The 15,816-nt window shown below is 70.8% G+C and carries 15 protein-coding genes and 2 riboswitches; of the genes, 10 read left to right on the top strand and 5 right to left on the bottom strand.

From position 1 onward, the window contains the following. Positions 1-6: 6 nt before the first annotated feature. Together ACFY3D_RS30435 and ACFY3D_RS30430 are read right to left on the bottom strand one after the other, a co-directional pair. Complete coding sequence (locus ACFY3D_RS30435) at positions 7-786, bottom strand: hypothetical protein (RefSeq protein WP_362897641.1); 780 nt, start codon at positions 784-786, stop codon at positions 7-9. A gap of 136 nt (positions 787-922) precedes the next feature. Next, positions 923-1,645: a FadR/GntR family transcriptional regulator gene (locus ACFY3D_RS30430; RefSeq protein ID WP_389985594.1), complete on the bottom strand. Its 723-nt coding sequence runs from the start codon at positions 1,643-1,645 to the stop codon at positions 923-925. Positions 1,646-1,732: 87 nt separating this feature from the next. Between ACFY3D_RS30430 and ACFY3D_RS30425 the strand changes: the two genes are divergently transcribed. The 8 genes from ACFY3D_RS30425 to ACFY3D_RS30390 all read left to right on the top strand — a co-directional run bounded on the left by ACFY3D_RS30425 (position 1,733) and on the right by ACFY3D_RS30390 (position 11,577). Further along, positions 1,733-3,076, top strand: coding sequence for a glutamine synthetase family protein (locus ACFY3D_RS30425; RefSeq protein WP_389985591.1), 1,344 nt, complete (start codon positions 1,733-1,735; stop codon positions 3,074-3,076). A gap of 2 nt (positions 3,077-3,078) precedes the next feature. Next, positions 3,079-4,425: an aldehyde dehydrogenase family protein gene (locus ACFY3D_RS30420; protein ID WP_362897635.1), complete on the top strand. Its 1,347-nt coding sequence runs from the start codon at positions 3,079-3,081 to the stop codon at positions 4,423-4,425. A gap of 5 nt (positions 4,426-4,430) precedes the next feature. After that, on the top strand, positions 4,431-5,207 hold the full coding sequence (locus ACFY3D_RS30415) for a 3-oxoacyl-ACP reductase (protein WP_389985588.1): 777 nt from the start codon (positions 4,431-4,433) through the stop codon (positions 5,205-5,207). Positions 5,208-5,343: 136 nt separating this feature from the next. After that, positions 5,344-6,039 carry a gamma-glutamyl-gamma-aminobutyrate hydrolase family protein gene (locus ACFY3D_RS30410; RefSeq protein ID WP_389985585.1) on the top strand — a complete coding sequence of 232 codons (696 nt, stop codon included), beginning with the start codon at positions 5,344-5,346 and terminating at the stop codon, positions 6,037-6,039. A gap of 71 nt (positions 6,040-6,110) precedes the next feature. Then, positions 6,111-6,209, top strand: a riboswitch (glycine riboswitch). Continuing rightward, positions 6,210-6,304, top strand: a riboswitch (glycine riboswitch). Between the two features lie 33 nt (positions 6,305-6,337). Further along, positions 6,338-7,429, top strand: a complete 1,092-nt coding sequence (gcvT, locus tag ACFY3D_RS30405; RefSeq protein ID WP_389985582.1) for a glycine cleavage system aminomethyltransferase GcvT — start codon at positions 6,338-6,340, stop codon at positions 7,427-7,429. Further along, positions 7,426-7,815: a glycine cleavage system protein GcvH gene (gcvH, locus tag ACFY3D_RS30400; protein WP_389985579.1), complete on the top strand. Its 390-nt coding sequence runs from the start codon at positions 7,426-7,428 to the stop codon at positions 7,813-7,815. Before gcvT ends, gcvH begins: the two co-directional genes overlap by 4 nt. A 72-nt stretch (positions 7,816-7,887) precedes the next feature. Then, positions 7,888-9,264 (top strand): L-serine ammonia-lyase, encoded by a 1,377-nt coding sequence (locus ACFY3D_RS30395; RefSeq protein WP_389985576.1) that lies wholly within the window; start codon positions 7,888-7,890, stop codon positions 9,262-9,264. Between the two features lie 141 nt (positions 9,265-9,405). Next, the gene (locus tag ACFY3D_RS30390) at positions 9,406-11,577 is read left to right on the top strand and encodes a hypothetical protein (RefSeq protein ID WP_389985573.1); all 2,172 of its coding nucleotides are present in this window, start codon (positions 9,406-9,408) and stop codon (positions 11,575-11,577) included. A 227-nt stretch (positions 11,578-11,804) separates the two neighbouring features. Here the strand turns inward: ACFY3D_RS30390 and ACFY3D_RS30385 are convergent, their stop codons facing one another. Continuing rightward, positions 11,805-12,461: a DUF6286 domain-containing protein gene (locus tag ACFY3D_RS30385; RefSeq protein ID WP_389985570.1), complete on the bottom strand. Its 657-nt coding sequence runs from the start codon at positions 12,459-12,461 to the stop codon at positions 11,805-11,807. Positions 12,462-12,610: 149 nt separating this feature from the next. Between ACFY3D_RS30385 and ACFY3D_RS30380 the strand changes: the two genes are divergently transcribed. Further along, positions 12,611-13,804 (top strand): amino acid deaminase/aldolase, encoded by a 1,194-nt coding sequence (locus ACFY3D_RS30380; protein ID WP_389985567.1) that lies wholly within the window; start codon positions 12,611-12,613, stop codon positions 13,802-13,804. Positions 13,805-13,911: 107 nt separating this feature from the next. Here ACFY3D_RS30380 and ACFY3D_RS30375 read toward each other — a convergent pair whose 3' ends face one another. Both ACFY3D_RS30375 and ACFY3D_RS30370 read right to left on the bottom strand, forming a co-directional pair. Continuing rightward, positions 13,912-14,409: a hypothetical protein gene (locus tag ACFY3D_RS30375; RefSeq protein ID WP_389985564.1), complete on the bottom strand. Its 498-nt coding sequence runs from the start codon at positions 14,407-14,409 to the stop codon at positions 13,912-13,914. 129 nt (positions 14,410-14,538) lie between these two features. Then, entirely contained in the window at positions 14,539-14,871 is a 333-nt protein-coding gene (locus tag ACFY3D_RS30370; RefSeq protein ID WP_350949828.1) for a DUF3618 domain-containing protein, read from the bottom strand. A 111-nt stretch (positions 14,872-14,982) separates the two neighbouring features. On the opposite strand from ACFY3D_RS30370, the gene bcp reads away from it, so the two are divergent. Next, entirely contained in the window at positions 14,983-15,447 is a 465-nt protein-coding gene (gene bcp, locus ACFY3D_RS30365) for a thioredoxin-dependent thiol peroxidase (protein WP_389985561.1), read from the top strand. Positions 15,448-15,816 lie beyond the last annotated feature (369 nt).

Raw genomic sequence — 15,816 nt, 5'->3', positions numbered from 1 at the left:
GCGGACTCAGTGGCGGGAACGAAGGCGGGTGGAGGGGAGGTCGTGGCGGCCGGAGAGGAACTCCTGGAAGGCGATCTTTCCGCGGATCACCGGGCGGCGCCAGCGCTCCTCGCGGCCCTCCGCCCTCGCCATCTTGCGGGGCTGCGGACGCCGGGAGCCCGGCGCGAAGAACCAGTGGGCCCAGGGCGATCCCGGGCGGGCGAGCCGTATCGCGCCGGCCACCAGGAGGACCGGGACGAACAGCCCGACGAGCCCCGTCCAGATCTTGCCCTTGAGCAACGTGATCACGGCGAGCACGAGGTTGGTCACGATGAAGGAGATCGTGAGCCACATGCCCGGGGACTCGCCGGCGTAGTCCTCCCAGCCGAGGGGACGCAGGCCGATCAGGAGCAGGGCGGTGACCGCGACGGCGACGAACACGGCGTCGACCGAGGCTCTGCCCTCCTCCTCCCAGTAGACGTCGTGCAGGTGCAGGATGAGCGCGAACTCGTCCAGGATCAGGGCGGCCCCGGCGCCGAAGACGGCCGCCGTCACCGCGTACCAGCCTTCCGAGACCCCCGAGACGATGAGGCCGGCCACCCCGCCGAGCAGGGTGAGCACCACGCCGAACACCACGTGGTGGATGTGCATCTCGCCGACGTTGACGTTGCCGAACCAGCCGATCCTGGCACGGATGAGCCGGACGTTGATCCTGGTGAGCAGGAAGACGACGATCAGCGCGACGAAGAAACAGAACAGCGGCAGCCGCCCTGTGTCCATGATCCGCTCTCGGAACAAATCCCCCACCGTCCCCCAGGCTATGCGAGGAACACCGCCGGATCGGCGCGGGAGTCACCCGGCGTCACGACGGCACGGCGGTCTCCCCGGGCGCCCGCGAGGCGCCGTACGAAGCACAGGCCGCCCGTACGAGGCGCGCCGCGCTTCAGGCGAGGAAACCCCGCAGCAGCGCCGCGGTCCCCTCAAGGTGCTCGGCCACGGCGCGGCGCGCGGCCTCCGGGTCCCCGGCCAGGATGGCCGTCACGATCGCCTGGTGCTGGAGGGCGGCGTGCTCGATGTTGCGCTGGAGCACCGGGATCGCGTTGAGCAGGTCGGTGACCCGGAGCCTGGCGTCGGCGCAGGCCCCGGCGAGCAGGGCGGAGCCGGTGAGCTCGGCGATGGCGAGGTGGAAGGCCGTGTCGAGGCGGCGGTAGTCCTCGGGCCCCGCCGAGTTCACCTCGCGCAGCCTCTCGCGCAGGGTTTCGCGCCGCTCCGGGGTGAGGGGGGTGGTGGCGAGCACCTGGGCCGCGCCGCACTCGACCGCCATCCTGAAGGTGAGGGCGTCGGACAGGTCGTCGGTGCCCATGTCGGCCACGGCCCGGCGCAGGTCGTCCCGGTGCGGCTGCGGCGGGGTGTTGTGGGTGAGGAAGGCGCCGCCGTACCGGCCGCGGCGGACCTCCAGATAGCCCGCCTCCTGCAGCTCGCGGATGGCCTCGCGCAGGGTGACCCTGCTGATGCCGAGCTGGGCGGCGAGCTCCCGCTCGGGCGGCAGTTTCTCCGACACCAGCCCCAGCTTGATGACCTGGAGCAGACGCTCCACCGTCTCCTCGAACGCGTTGCCGGCCCGCACCGGCCGCAACACGGCCGTCAACCGCGACAGCTCGTCCAATTATCTCCTCCGGCCCTTGACAACGCTCCCCCCGCTGCACGTCAATGGTCTAACACTAGCCCAATAAGACCCCGACGAGGAGGGCGTGTGGACGTCACCGAGCTTCAGGACGAGGTGCGGGCGGGGCGGATCGACACCGTGCTGCTGGCGGTCGTCGACATGCAGGGCCGTCTCCAGGGCAAACGCCTGTCGGGGCGCTACTTCCTGGAGGAGGTGCTGCGGCACGCCTCCGAGGGCTGCAACTACCTGCTCGCGGTCGACGTCGACATGAACACGGTCGACGGCTACGCCATGTCGTCCTGGGAGCGCGGATACGGCGACTTTGTCATGAAACCCGATATGTCCACCCTGCGCCGCGTGCCGTGGCAGGAGGGGACGGCCCTGGTCATGGCCGATCTGGTGTGGGAGGACGGCTCCGACGTGACCGCCTCGCCGCGCCAGATCCTGCGCAGGCAGCTCACCAGGCTGGACGAGCGGGGCTGGGGCGCCTTCGTCGGCACCGAGCTGGAGTTCGTCGTCTTCGGCGACACCTACGAGGACGCCTGGCGCCGCGGCTACCGCGACCTGACCCCCGCCAACCTCTACAACGTCGACTACTCCCTCCTCGGCACCGCGAGGGTCGAGCCGCTGCTGCGCAGGATCAGGCTCGGCATGGAGGGCGCGGGCATGTACGTCGAGTCGGCCAAGGGCGAGTGCAACCTCGGCCAGCACGAGATCGCCTTCCGCTTCGCCGAGGCCCTGTCCAGCTGCGACAACCACTCGATCTACAAGAACGGCGCCAAGGAGATCGCCTCCCAGGAGGGCATGGCGATCACCTTCATGGCCAAGCCGAACCAGCGCGAGGGCAACTCCTGCCACATCCACATCTCGCTCAGGGACGCGGGCGGGGAGCCGGTGATGGCCGGTTCCGGGCCGCACGGGCTGTCGGCGACAGGAGCGCACTTCATCGCCGGGCAGATCGCGCTGATGCGCGAGCTCACCCTGCTGTACGCGCCGAACATCAACTCCTACAAGCGGTACGTGCAGGGCAGCTTCGCCCCCACCGCGGTCAAGTGGGGCGTGGACAACAGGACGTGCGCGTTGCGCCTGGTCGGCCACGGCCCCTCGCTGCGGATCGAGAACCGGGTACCCGGCGGCGACGTGAACCCCTACCTGGCGGTCTCGGCGCTGATCGCGGCCGGCCTGCACGGCGTCGAGAACGAGCTGCCGCTTGAGGACGCCTTCACGGGGAACGCCTACTCCTCGGGCGCGGAGACCGTACCGAGCACGCTGCGCGACGCGCTGGAGCTCTGGGAGACCTCCGAGTTCGCGGCGGCCGCCTTCGGTGAGGACGTCGTGGCGCACTACGCGAACAACGCCCGGGTCGAGCTCACCGCCTTCGACGCGGCGGTGACCGACTGGGAGCTTTTCCGGGGATTCGAACGGATGTGAATGTGAAGATCATCAATCCGGCGACGGAAGAGGCGGTCGCCGAGATCGAGATGGCCGACGCCGCCGAGATCGACAGGGCCGTGGAGCGTGCCGGGCGCGCCTTCGCGCACTGGCGGAACGTCGCACCGGGAGACCGTGCCCGGCTGCTGCGCCGTTTCGCCTCGCTGGTGCGCGAGCACGCCGAGGAACTCGCCCTGCTGGAGGTCGCCAACGCCGGGCACACGATCGGCAACGCCCGCTGGGAGGCGGGCAACGTCGCCGACGTGCTCGACTTCTACGCGGGGGCACCGGAGCGCGATCACGGCCTGCAGATCCCGGTGCCCGGCGGGCTCGACGTCACCTTCAGGGAACCGCTGGGCGTCGTCGGCGTGATCGTGCCGTGGAACTTCCCGATGGTCATCATGACCTGGGGGGCGGCCCCCGCGCTGGCCGCGGGCAACACCGTGATCGTCAAGCCCGCCGAGTGGACGCCGCTCACCGCCCTGCGGGTGGCCGAGCTGGCGCTGGCCGCCGGCCTGCCCGAGGGGGTGCTGCAGGTCCTGCCGGGGGCCGGGGAGGTCGCGGGTGCCCGGCTGGTCGAGCACCCGGGGGTGGCGAAGATCGTGTTCACCGGCTCGACCGAGGTCGGCAAGCAGATCGCCGCGACCTGCGCCGGACAGGTCAAGCGGCTCACCCTGGAACTGGGCGGCAAGAGCGCCAACGTGGTCTTCGCCGACGCCGACCTGGAGAAGGCCGCGGCGACCGCGCCGTACGCGGTGTTCGACAACGCGGGCCAGGACTGCTGCGCGCGCTCCCGGATCCTGGTCGAGCGCTCGGTCCACGACGAGTTCCTCGCGCGGTTCGGCGAGGCGGTGCTGAACGTCCGAGTCGGTGACCCCCGCGACGAGGCCACCGAGATGGGCCCGCTGATCAGCGCCGAGCACAGGGAACGGGTGGCCTCCTTCGTCACCGAACCGCCCCATCTGCGGGGCGTGTGCCCGTCGGGGCCGGGGTTCTGGTTCCCGCCGACGGTCCTGACGCCCCGGTCGGCCGACGACCGGGCGTTCACCGAGGAGATCTTCGGCCCGGTGGTGTCGGTGGTGCCGTTCGACGACGAGGCGGACGCCGTACGGATCGCCAACGACACCCCGTACGGCCTGAGCGGGTCCATCTGGACCCGCGACGTCGGCAGGGCGCTCCGGGTCGCCAGAGCGGTGGAGGCGGGCAACCTCAGCGTCAACTCGCATTCGAGCGTCCGCTACTGGACCCCGTTCGGCGGTTTCAAGCAGTCGGGCCTCGGCCGCGAGCTGGGTCCCGACGCCCTGTCAGCGTTCACCGAGACCAAGAACGTCTTCATTTCCGAGGAGTAGAAGCGATGCTGCGTTTGCAGGACCGTTTGCAGGACAGGGTCGCCGTCATCACCGGCGCCGGAAGCGGGATCGGCCTCGCCACCGCGCGCCGGTTCGCCGCGGAAGGCGCCCGCGTCGTGTGCGTGGACCTGGACGAGATGACCGGTCCGGCGGCCGCCGAGGAGGTCGGGGGGCTGTTCGTGCGGGCCGACGTGACCGACGAGGACGACGTCGCCCGGGTGTTCCAGACCGCGTTCGACACCTACGGCAGCGTGGACATCGCGTTCAACAACGCGGGCATCTCGCCGCCCGAGGACGACTCGATCCTGGAGACCGGCATCGACGCCTGGCGCCGGGTCCAGGAGGTGAACCTCACCTCGGTCTACCTGTGCTGCAAGCACGCCATCCCGTACATGCGGCGGCAGGGCAAGGGGTCGATCATCAACACCGCGTCGTTCGTCGCCGTGATGGGGTCGGCGACGAGCCAGATCTCCTACACCGCCTCCAAGGGCGGGGTGCTCGCCATGTCCCGCGAGCTGGGCGTGCAGTTCGCCCGCGAGGGGATCCGGGTGAACGCGCTGTGCCCGGGGCCGGTGAACACGCCGCTGCTGCAGGAGCTGTTCGCCAAGGACCCCGAGCGGGCACAGCGCCGCCTCGTCCACATCCCGGTGGGCCGCTTCGCCGAGGCGTCCGAGATCGCCGCCGCGGTGGCGTTCCTCGCCTCGGACGACGCGAGCTTCATCACCGGCTCGGAGTTCCTGGTGGACGGCGGTATCTCCGGCGCGTACGTCACCCCGCTGTAGACCCGCTGTAGACCTCGCCCCGCCACCTTCGCGACCGGCGGTGGCGGGATTTGCCCAGGCCATACCCCGGCCCCGATAACGTGCGAGGACGTGGGCCCATCTCCCATGTCCCCGGCGTCCGCGTGAGAAAGAGATCATGTCCCGTCCCGTCATCGGCATCACCTGCTACGTCGAGCCCGCGCGCTTCACCGTCTGGGAGACGACCACCGCGCTCCTGCCGTACGACTACGTCGACCACGTGGCCCGCGCGGGCGGGCAGCCGGTGATCCTGCCCCCCGCCGGCGACCCCTCGGCGCTGGTGGAGCGCCTGGACGGGCTCATCCTGGCCGGGGGCGGTGACGTCGGCCCCGAGCGGTACGGGCGGGAGCCGCACGAGCGGACCGGCTACGTCCGGCCGTTCCGCGACGACGCCGAACTGGGACTGGTCGAGGCGGCGCTGGAGCGGGGCACACCCTTCCTGGGGATCTGCAGAGGCATGCAGATCCTGAACGTCTCGCTGGGCGGCAGCCTCCATCAGCACCTGCCCGACGTGGTCGGCCACGCCGGGCACGCCCCGGCCCCCGGCCAGTACGGCAGGATGCCGGTGCGGCTCGCCCCCGGCAGCCACACCTCGAAGATCTTCGGGACCGAGACCGTGGAGGTGGCCCACTACCACCACCAGGCCCTCGACCGGCTCGCCGAGGGCCTCACCGTGACCGCCCACGCCGAGGACGGCACGGTCGAGGCCGTGGAGGTGGACGACCACCCCTTCGCCGTCGCCGTCCAATGGCACCCCGAGACCGACGACGAGTCGGCCCTGTTCGAGGCGCTGGTCCGGCACGCCGCCCCCTGACCGGCACGGATCGGTGCCGCGAGGGGATTTCGCTCGGCCGGTGCGGGCGGTTAGGCTGGCGGCGACACCGATGAACCCGTGCGGGAGAGCGTCCTGACAGCCAGACCAGGACCCCTGAAGGAGCAAGCCCTCCCCGCGAACCTCTCAAGGCAAAGGACCGTGCGGGTAGGTGCCCTCTGGAAAGCAGGTCCCACGACCTCGCCGAAGGTGAAAGTCCGGTAAAACCCGGATGAAACTCTCAGGCACCCACGACAGAGGGGGAGGATGCTCTCATCTGTCCCTTGTCTGAGGTGCGCACATGTCCCGACCTACGCCGCTGCGCGGCGTCCACGAGTCACTCGGCGCGACGCTGACCGACTTCGCGGGCTGGCTGATGCCGCTCCGCTACGGCAGCGAGTCGGCCGAGCACAAAGCGGTCCGCCAGGCGGCCGGCCTGTTCGACCTCTCCCACATGGGGGAGATCTTCGTGACGGGGCCGCAGGCCGCCGAAGCCCTCGACTACGCGCTGGTCGGCCACCTCTCCGCGCTGGAGCCCGGCCGCGCCCGCTACACGATGATCGTCGACGCCGAGGGAGGCGTGCTGGACGACCTGATCGTCTACCGGCTCGCCCCCACCGAGTTCATGGTCGTCGCCAACGCCTCCAACTACCCCCGGGTGGCCGCCGAGCTGACCGGCCGCGCCAAGGGCTTCGACGCCGCGGTGGAGGACCGCTCCGAGCGGTACGCGCTGGTCGCGGTCCAGGGTCCACGCTCCGTGGAGATCCTGGGCTCGCTCACCGACGCCGACCTCGAAGGGCTCAGGTACTACGCCGGCCTGCCCGCCGTCGTCGCCGGGCACGAGGCCCTCGTCGCCCGTACGGGATACACCGGCGAGGACGGCTTCGAGCTGTTCGTCGCGGCCGAGGACGCCGAACCGCTCTGGGCCGCCCTCACCGAGGCGGGCGCGCCGCACGGCCTGATCCCCGCGGGCCTGTCCGCCCGCGACACCCTCCGGCTGGAAGCCGGGATGCCGCTGTACGGCAACGAGCTGTCGGCCGGCCTGACCCCGTTCGACGCCGGGCTCGGCCGTGTGGTGAGGTTTGACAAACCGGGCGACTTCGTCGGCCGGGCCGCCCTCGAACCCCTCAAGGACGTCCCGCCGTCCCGCCGCCTGGTCGGCCTCGTCGCGACCGGCCGCCGGGTGCCCCGGCACGGGTATCCGGTGGTGGTCGCCGGTGACGGCGCGGTCGTCGGCGAGGTCACCAGCGGGGCGCCCTCCCAGTCACTGGGCAGGCCCATCGCGATGGCCTACGTGGACAACGGCCTGTCGTCAGGACTGGCCGTCGACATCAGGGGCAGCCACGAGCCGGTCGAGGTCGTCGCACTGCCTTTCTACAGGAGGAAAAAATGAGCAGCATTCCCGAGGACCTGCAGTACACCAAGGAACACGAGTGGATCTCCGGCATCGATGACGGCCTCACCCTCACCGTGGGCATCACCGCCTACGCCGCCGAGGCGCTGGGTGACGTGGTCTATGTGCAGGTGCCCGAGGTCGGCGCGACGGTCACCTCCGGTGACGCCGTCGGCGAGGTCGAGTCGACCAAGTCGGTGAGCGACATCTTCGCGCCGGTCGACGGCGAGATCGTGGAGGTCAACCAGGCCGTCGTGGACGACCCCTCGCTGGTCAACAGCGACTCCTACGGTGAGGGCTGGCTGTTCCGCGTACGTCTTGAGGGCTCCGCCGACGACCTGCTGTCGCCCGAGGAGTACGCCGCGCTCACCTCGGGTGAGTCCTAAGCCTTTCCCCCCTCGCGTCACGGTCACGCGCGCCGGAGGGCGCGCGTGGCCGTCCACGCTGGAAGGATTCAGATGACGATCAGTGTCTTCGATCTCTTCAAGATCGGAATCGGCCCGTCCAGCTCGCACACCGGCGGCCCGATGGCCGCCGCCCACAAGTTCGCCCGCGGCCTCCACCAGGACGGGCTCCTGGAGAAGACGGCCCGGGTACGCGCCGTCCTGTACGGCTCGCTGGGCCTGACCGGCAAGGGCCACGGCAGCGACAAGGCCGTGCTGCTCGGCCTGTCCGGCGAGAAGCCCGAGCTCGTCGACGTCGACGCGGTCGAGGGACGGCTCGCCGCCATGCGCGAGTCGGGCACCATCTCCCTGTACGGCTCGCGCGAGATCCCCTTCGTCATCGGCGAGGACCTCGTCTTCGAACGCAAGATCTCGCTCCCCGGCCACCCCAACGGCATGCGCTTCACCGCCCTGTCCGAATCGGGCGAGACGGTCCGCGAGAAGGTCTACTACTCGGTCGGCGGCGGCTTCGTCGTCGACGAGAACGCCACCGGCGCCGACCGGATCAAAGCCGACGACACCGTCCTGCCCCACCCCTTCACCACGGCCGCCGAACTGCTCGCCCAGTGCGAGGAGACCGGGCTGTCCATCTCCGGGCTGATGCTGGAGAACGAGCAGGCGTTCGGCCGCACCGAGGCCGAGGTTCGCGACCAATTGCTCGTCCTGTGGCAGGTCATGAGCGAGTGCGTACAGCGCGGCATCGGCAAGGAGGGCGTGCTGCCCGGCGGACTGAAGGTCCGCCGCCGCGCCCACCAGCTCCACCGGCAGCTGCGCAGCGAGTCGTCGGAGAAGGACTCGCTGCAGACGATGGACTGGGTCTCGCTCTTCGCCCTCGCGGTCAACGAGGAGAACGCCGCCGGCGGCCGGATCGTCACCGCGCCCACCAACGGCGCCGCGGGCATCATCCCGGCCGTGCTCACCTACTACGACCGCTTCACGAAGGACGCCGACGACGAGGGCGTGATCCGCTTCCTGCTCACCGCCGGGGCGATCGGCGTGCTGTTCAAGGAGAACGCCTCCATCTCGGGCGCCGAGGTCGGCTGCCAGGGCGAGGTCGGCTCGGCCTGCTCGATGGCCGCCGCCGGGCTCACCGAGGTGATGGGCGGTACCCCCGAGCAGGTCGAGAACGCCGCCGAGATCGGCATCGAGCACAACCTGGGGCTCACCTGCGACCCGATCGGCGGCCTGGTGCAGATCCCGTGCATCGAGCGCAACGCGGTCGCCTCGATCAAGGCCATCGCCGCCGCCAGGATCGCGCTGCGCGGCGACGGCCGCCACTTCGTCTCGCTGGACAAGGCCATCAAGACGATGCGCGACACCGGCCGCGACATGCTCGACAAGTACAAGGAGACCAGCCGGGGAGGGCTCGCGGTGAACGTCATCGAGTGCTGACCTCGGGGTTTGGGCGGTGGGGCCTCCGACGGGCGCGCGGGAGACTCGGGACCACGGAACCTTGAGGACATACAACTCGATCGCTACCAAATTTCGCATCACGTGCAGCCTCCTCCGATCCCACGCCTATGCTGGGTGGCCATGCGCGGGATTCGGGAGGTCGCGGTGGTCACGGGAACGCCCCCGGCAAGCCGCTCCCGCCGCTCCCGCCGACCGGCCCGCCCCGCCCGCTCCCTGCGGGCGCTCCGCTTTCTCGGGTCGCACTGGCTCTTCATCACCGCCCTCATCGCGGGTGGCGGCCTGCGCCTCCTCGCCATGCTCGGCTACCGGCCCGCCCTGTGGTTCTGGGCCGATTCCTTCGTCTACCTGAACGCCGGGCTCGCCCCCCGCCCCCTGGAGTCCCGTCCCGCGGGTTACTCGCTGTTCCTGTGGATCCTCAAGCCGCTGTCCAGCATCCCCGCGGTGGTCGCGGTGCAGCACCTGCTCGGACTGGCCGTGGCCGTCTGCGTCTACCTGCTGCTGCGCAGGCTGGGCGGGCTGCCGGGGTGGGGCGCGACGCTCGCCGCGCTGCCGGTGCTGTTCGACGCCTACCAGATCCAGCTCGAACACCTCGTCATGGCGGACCTGCTCTTCCAGTTCCTCGCGGTGCTCGCGGTCACGCTGCTGCTGTGGCGACGGCGCCCGGCGGCGTGGGTCGCCGCGCTGGCCGGGGCGCTGCTCGCCGCGGCGACCGTCACCCGCACGATCGGGCTGCCGCTCATCGCCGTGGCGCTGGTCTGCATGGTGATCCGCCGGGCGGGGTGGCGGGCGGTCCTCTCCGCGACGCTCGCCGCCGCGATCGGCCTGGGCTCGTACGCGGCCTGGTTCAGGGCCGAGCACGGCAGTTTCACTCTGACCAGGGGAAACACCTTCCTCTGGGCCCGGACGATGACCTTCGCCGACTGCGCCGCAATCCAGCCGACCGGCCCCGAGGCGGCCCTGTGCCCCGTCGAGCCGCTGGGGCAGCGCGCGGCGCCGCCCGTCTACATCTGGGACGGCGAGTCGCCACTGAGCAAGGTCAAGGGCAGCTGGGCCGAGCGCGACGCCCTCGCGGGCGCCTTCGCCACCCAGGCGATCATGGCCCAGCCGTTCGACTTCCTGCGGGCGGGTCTGGAGGACGTGGCCCACATCTTCGACTGGACCCGGCGCGTCTACCCGGCTCCCGGCCCGCAGAGCGCCTACGTCTTCCCCGACACCGTGCGGCCCTTCACCTCCGGTGCCGCCTCGCAGGGCAAGACCGCCGAGCAGCTGACCGTGGCCTACCAGGGCTCGTCGGGCGCGCCGACGATGGCCGAACCCTACGCGGGCCTGCTGCGCGACTACCAGGAGTACGGCTTCGTGCGGGGTCCGTACCTCGCGGTGATCCTGCTGGTCGGCCTGGTCGGCGTGCTGATGCGGCTGCGGAGGTTCGGCGGCGCGGTGCTGCTGCCCTGGGCGGCGGGGACGATGCTGCTGATCCTGCCGCCCTTCATCGCGGCCTTCGACCACCGCTACGTCGTCCCCGCCCTCCCGCTGCTCTGCCTGGCCGCCGGACTGGCCTTCGGTGTCAGGCACGAGAAGGAGGAGAACGCGCCCGAGGTCGCGGCGGGGAGAATGGACGAGGAGTCTTCGGGCGAGGGACCCGGCGACGAGGACCCCTCGCCCGGCGCGACGGCCGAGCGGCCGGTGTACGCGAGCCCCTTCGACGAGACGGCGCACGGGTCGTACGGCGGGCGGGCTCCCGAGGAGAGCCCGTCCGTGAGGACCTCGTACGGCGAGGCGGCGGACCGGCCGGGGTACGGCACGACGGGTGAGACACCCGCGTACGGAAACACGGCGGACCGGATGGTGTACGGAGGGACGGGTGAGCGCCCGGCCTACGGGGAGCCGGAGCGACGGTCGGCGTACGGGGCGACAGGTGAACGACCCGTGTACGGGGGGACAGGCGAACGGTCGGCGTACGGGGCGACGGGTGAGCGGTCGGCGTACGGAGGCACGGCAGGCTCGCCGGAGTACGGGGAGTCAGCGGCGGCGAACGTGAAGGCGAACCACCACGCCGAGTTCTACCTCCCCGAGCGCCCGTCGGACCTTCCCCACCGCGTCTCTGTTCAGCCGGGACACGAGTCTGCCGACATCGGTCGCGGGCGCGCAGCCCACCCCGATGCGCAGCCGCTCGTGCCGTACGTACCTGACGCGGACACGAGTGAGCCCTTCGACTTCTTTAAGAGCGACTCCAAGCATGGCGGTCCCCGTCCCGGTCCGCCTGCCCCACCGTCCCCATCCCAGGGCGTGTAGCAGCCACCGCAGCGCCAGCAGAGCGAGCGTCACCAGCAGCAGCGCGACCAGCCAGCCCGGCAACGGATGCGCGGCCAGCCACCCGGGGAACCCTCGGGGCACGAGCCTGGCACCGGGCGCCTGTCCCGGCAGGTCACCGCGTCCCCGCAGGAAGGCGTAGAGCCCGGCGCACACCAGCACCGTCCCCGTGACGGCCAGGCCGATCCGGTTGCCCAGGTAGGGCCTCATCAGGCCCCCTTCCTGCGCAGCCGTACGACGACCTCTCCCGCGCACATCGCGCCCAGGCCCCCGAGCCGGTCGCCCACCGCCGCACCCACCCGGCGCAGCACGGGGCCTGTCCGCTCGGCGTCGGTGAACACGGTGACCTCGACGATCCGCGACGTGAGCCGGACCCGTGCCCCGTTCACCTCCTCCACCGACTCGGCGGCCTCCCGCAGCGTGCGGCGGAGTCCGGACCTGGTGATGCCGATCACCATGTGCGGGTCTCCCGCCTCCAGCGGCACCAGCCGGGACCGCCCCGGCAGCGCGGCGAGCGCGAGCATCACCAGGCCCACCGCGACGGCGAGCGCCGAGGCGGCGAACACGGCGGGATCCGACCAGTTCCACGCGCCGACGCCCTTGACGATCCGCCGGTAGGGCACCCGCGCGAGCGGGGAGTCCATGAGCAGGCCCACCGTCACCGCGGCCGAGGCCGCCAGCACGGCGGACACCGTCAGCGCGGTGGGGACGCCCGCGAGGGTCCTGCCCGGCCTGAGCATCCGCACCGACCTGCGCCGGACGTCCTGGAACCGCTCGGCCCCCGCCTTGCCCCCCGAGCCCGGGGTGTTCCCCGCGGCACCGGTGCCTCCCGAGCCCGCCAGGACGTCCTGGAGAGTAGTCGTCATCCGGCCATGTGTACGCGTTCCCGCAGGGCCGGACCGGGGATCAACCGCCCACTTGCACGATCTTGAGCCCTCCCTGGCGGGAGCATTGATCGCCAATACGGCAACATGAACAATGCTCATCTTCTCCGCATCGGGGTTATCCTGCGGACATGGACGACCGCCAGCGCTACGACCGGGCCACAGCGCACCTGGACCCTCCCTTCGCCGTCCTCGACCTGCGGGCCCTGCGCGCCAACGCCGAAGGCATGGCCCGCCGCGCCCGGGGCAAGCCGATCAGGGTCGCCAGCAAGTCCATCAGGTCCCGGGCCGTGCTCGAACGCGTCCTCGCCATGGACGGCTTCACCGGAATCATGGCCTTCACCCTCCCCGAAGCCCTCTGGCTCGTCTCCACCGGGATGCGCGACGTGCTCGTCGCCTACCCCACCGTCGACCGCGCCGCACTCGCCGAACTCGCCGCCGAGCCGATCGCGGCGCGGGAGATCACGATCATGGTGGACCGGGCCGAGCACCTGGACCTCGTCGAATCCGCCGTCGCCGGAGTCCGCGACCGCCACGAGATCCGGCTCTGCCTGGACGTCGACGCCGGCTACCTCGCCCTCGGCGGCCGGTTCAGGGCGGGCGTCCGCCGCTCCCCCGTCCGCGAGGTCGACCAGGCCGCCGACCTCGCCACCGAGATCGCCAAAAGGCCCGGCTTCCGGCTCGTGGGCCTGATGGCGTACGAGGCCCAGATCGCCGGGGTCGGCGACGACCCGCCGGGCAACCCCGCCCTCACCCGGGCCGTCCGCCTGATGCAGGCCAGGTCCCGCCGCGAGCTGATCACCCGCAGGGGCCGGATCGTCCAGGCCGTCCGCCAGGTCACCGACCTGGAGTTCGTCAACGGCGGCGGCACCGGCAGCATCGAGAAGACCACCGAGGAGAGGGCCATTACCGAGATCGCGGCCGGATCCGGTTTCTTCCATCCCCGCCTGTTCGACTTCTACCGGGGGTTCACCGGCCGGCCCGCCGCCCTGTTCGCCCTGCCCGTCGTACGCCGCCCCGCCCCCGGCGTCGTCACCGTCCTCGGCGGCGGCTACCCCGCCTCCGGCGCCCCCGGCGACGACCGCCTGCCCCAGCCCTACCTGCCGTGCGGGCTGCGCTACGACTCCAACGAGGGGGCCGGGGAGGTCCAGACCCCCCTCGTCGGGCAGGCCGCGGAGGACCTGCGCGCCGGCGACCGGGTCTGGTTCCGGCACGCCAAGGCGGGCGAGCTCTGCGAGCGCTTCGCGAGCCTGCACCTGATCGACGGGGACGAGGTCGTGGACGAGGTCCCCACCTACCGCGGCGAGGGCCGCACCTTCCTCTGACGCGAAACGGGCACCCGCCGTCTCACCGGCGAGTGCCCGTTCTCCTCACATCTCGGTCCCGTCCTCCGGGTCCGATGGCCCGCGGTGCTCCCGGCCTCGGAGAGATCTCAGAAGCCCAGGTCGAGCTCTTCCCACCTGCTGCACTTGTAGGTCGACCAGCCGCGATACTTGACCTGGCAGGTCTTGACCCGCACCTCGCTCACGTCGTGCGCCGTGACGCGGAAGCGCTTGGTGTCGTCGTAGCTGCACAGCCTGTCGCGCTTGACGACGTCCCAGTCCTCGTCCTCGGACGAGGTGACCTGCACCTCGACGTAGGCGCAGCGGCCCCCCTGGCGGAGGGTGCGCCTGTCGCCGTCGTACAGTTCGCCCCGCAGCCTGAAGGTGTTGTCCTCCTCGTCGTCACCCCTGACCGAGTACACGGCCTCCACTGTGGCCAGGCCGTTCCTGGACTCCTGCTCGAAGCTGTCGTCGAAGTCTCGCGCCGAGGACGCCGAGGACGCAGCCGACGCGGACGTCGGTGTCGCGGCGAAGGCGGCCGGAGCCACGGTCAGCATGACGCCCGTGGTCGCCACCACCGCGATCGCAGCGCGAATGATGTTTTTCATGGATTTACCCCTCCTTTTTCCTACTCGCGATGGTCCGCGAGCGGGAAAAAGGTCACATGAGTAAACCCCTACTCAATTCCGGGCAGCCGATCGGTCATCGGCGACATTCGCTCCCTCGGCCGGTGACGGTCAGCGACGACGGCGCCGCCACAGCATGACCACCGCGCCGAGCGCCAGCGCCGCCCCCACCCCGATCAGGATCGGCGCCAGGTCCGGCCGCTCGTCCGCCCACAGGTCCTCGGGCTCGCCGGCGAGCCTGACCGGCTTCGGCCCCGCCGCGCCCCCCACCAGGTCACCGACCTGAGCGGCGAGATGCTCCGCGTTCGCCCGGACCTTCGCCACACCACGCGCCGCGACCCGCTTGGGGCTCACCCGGTCCGCGATGGCGTCCACCGTCTGGGCCAACTCCGCGCGCGTGCGCTCGATCTGTCGTTCCAACTCCGCGGGATCGGTGTCCGCCATGGCTATCCTCCCCTACTCCTTGACATTGATCAGTCTGTCAGGTCCTACCCACCCACGGCACTTCGGGCAGGCAGGTAAGTTGACCGGGGAACCATTCCTCGGAGGACCATCATGAAACTTGAGCCGGGCGACGCCGCACCGGACTTCACCCTTCCCGCCGCCGACGGCACCACCGTGTCGCTGGAGAGCCACCGCGGTAAGCGCGTCATCCTCTACTTCTATCCCGCCGCGATGACCCCGGGCTGCACCAAGCAGGCCTGCGACTTCCGCGACAGCCTCGCCTCACTCACCTCGGCCGGATTCGTCGTGCTCGGCGTCTCGAAGGACAGCCCGGCCAAGCTCGCCAAGTTCGTCGAGCACGACGCCCTCACCTTCCCGCTCCTGTCCGACCCCTCCCTTGAGGTCCACAAGGCCTACGACGCGTACGGGGAGAAGACGATGTACGGCAAGACGACCCTCGGGGTCATCCGCTCCACCTTCGTCATCGACGCGGACGGCAAGATCGAGAAGGCCCTCTACAACGTGAAGGCGACCGGCCACGTGGCCCGCCTCCGCCGCGAACTCGGCCTCGATTAACACCCGATTTTCACCATTTAATATGACATGAGCACGCCCCAAGAATTGTCGGTCCCATTACCTAGACTTGGGGCGTGCCCACCAAATACAAATACACCCCGGAAATGCTGGCGGAGGCCGCGGCCGCATCCCTCAGCATCGCCGACGTCCTCCGCCGCCTCGGCATGACCATCGCGGGCGGCAACCACGCCCATATCAGCCGCCAGCTGAAGCGCTTCGGAATCGACACGTCGCACTTCCTCGGCCAAGCGCATCATCGAGGACAGCCATCACCACGACGCCGTCGCCCCGAACAGGTTCTCGTCATGCGCCCGGAGGGCAGCCCGCGCCCGAACCCCGGCCAGCTCAGGCGCAACTTGATCGAGATCG

It is taken from the genome of Streptosporangium sp. NPDC000509 (genome assembly GCF_042898365.1).
Classification (GTDB): Bacteria; Actinomycetota; Actinomycetes; order Streptosporangiales; family Streptosporangiaceae; genus Streptosporangium.
Note: the sequence above shows the minus strand (reverse complement) of the source record. Positions and strands in the feature narration are given on the sequence as shown.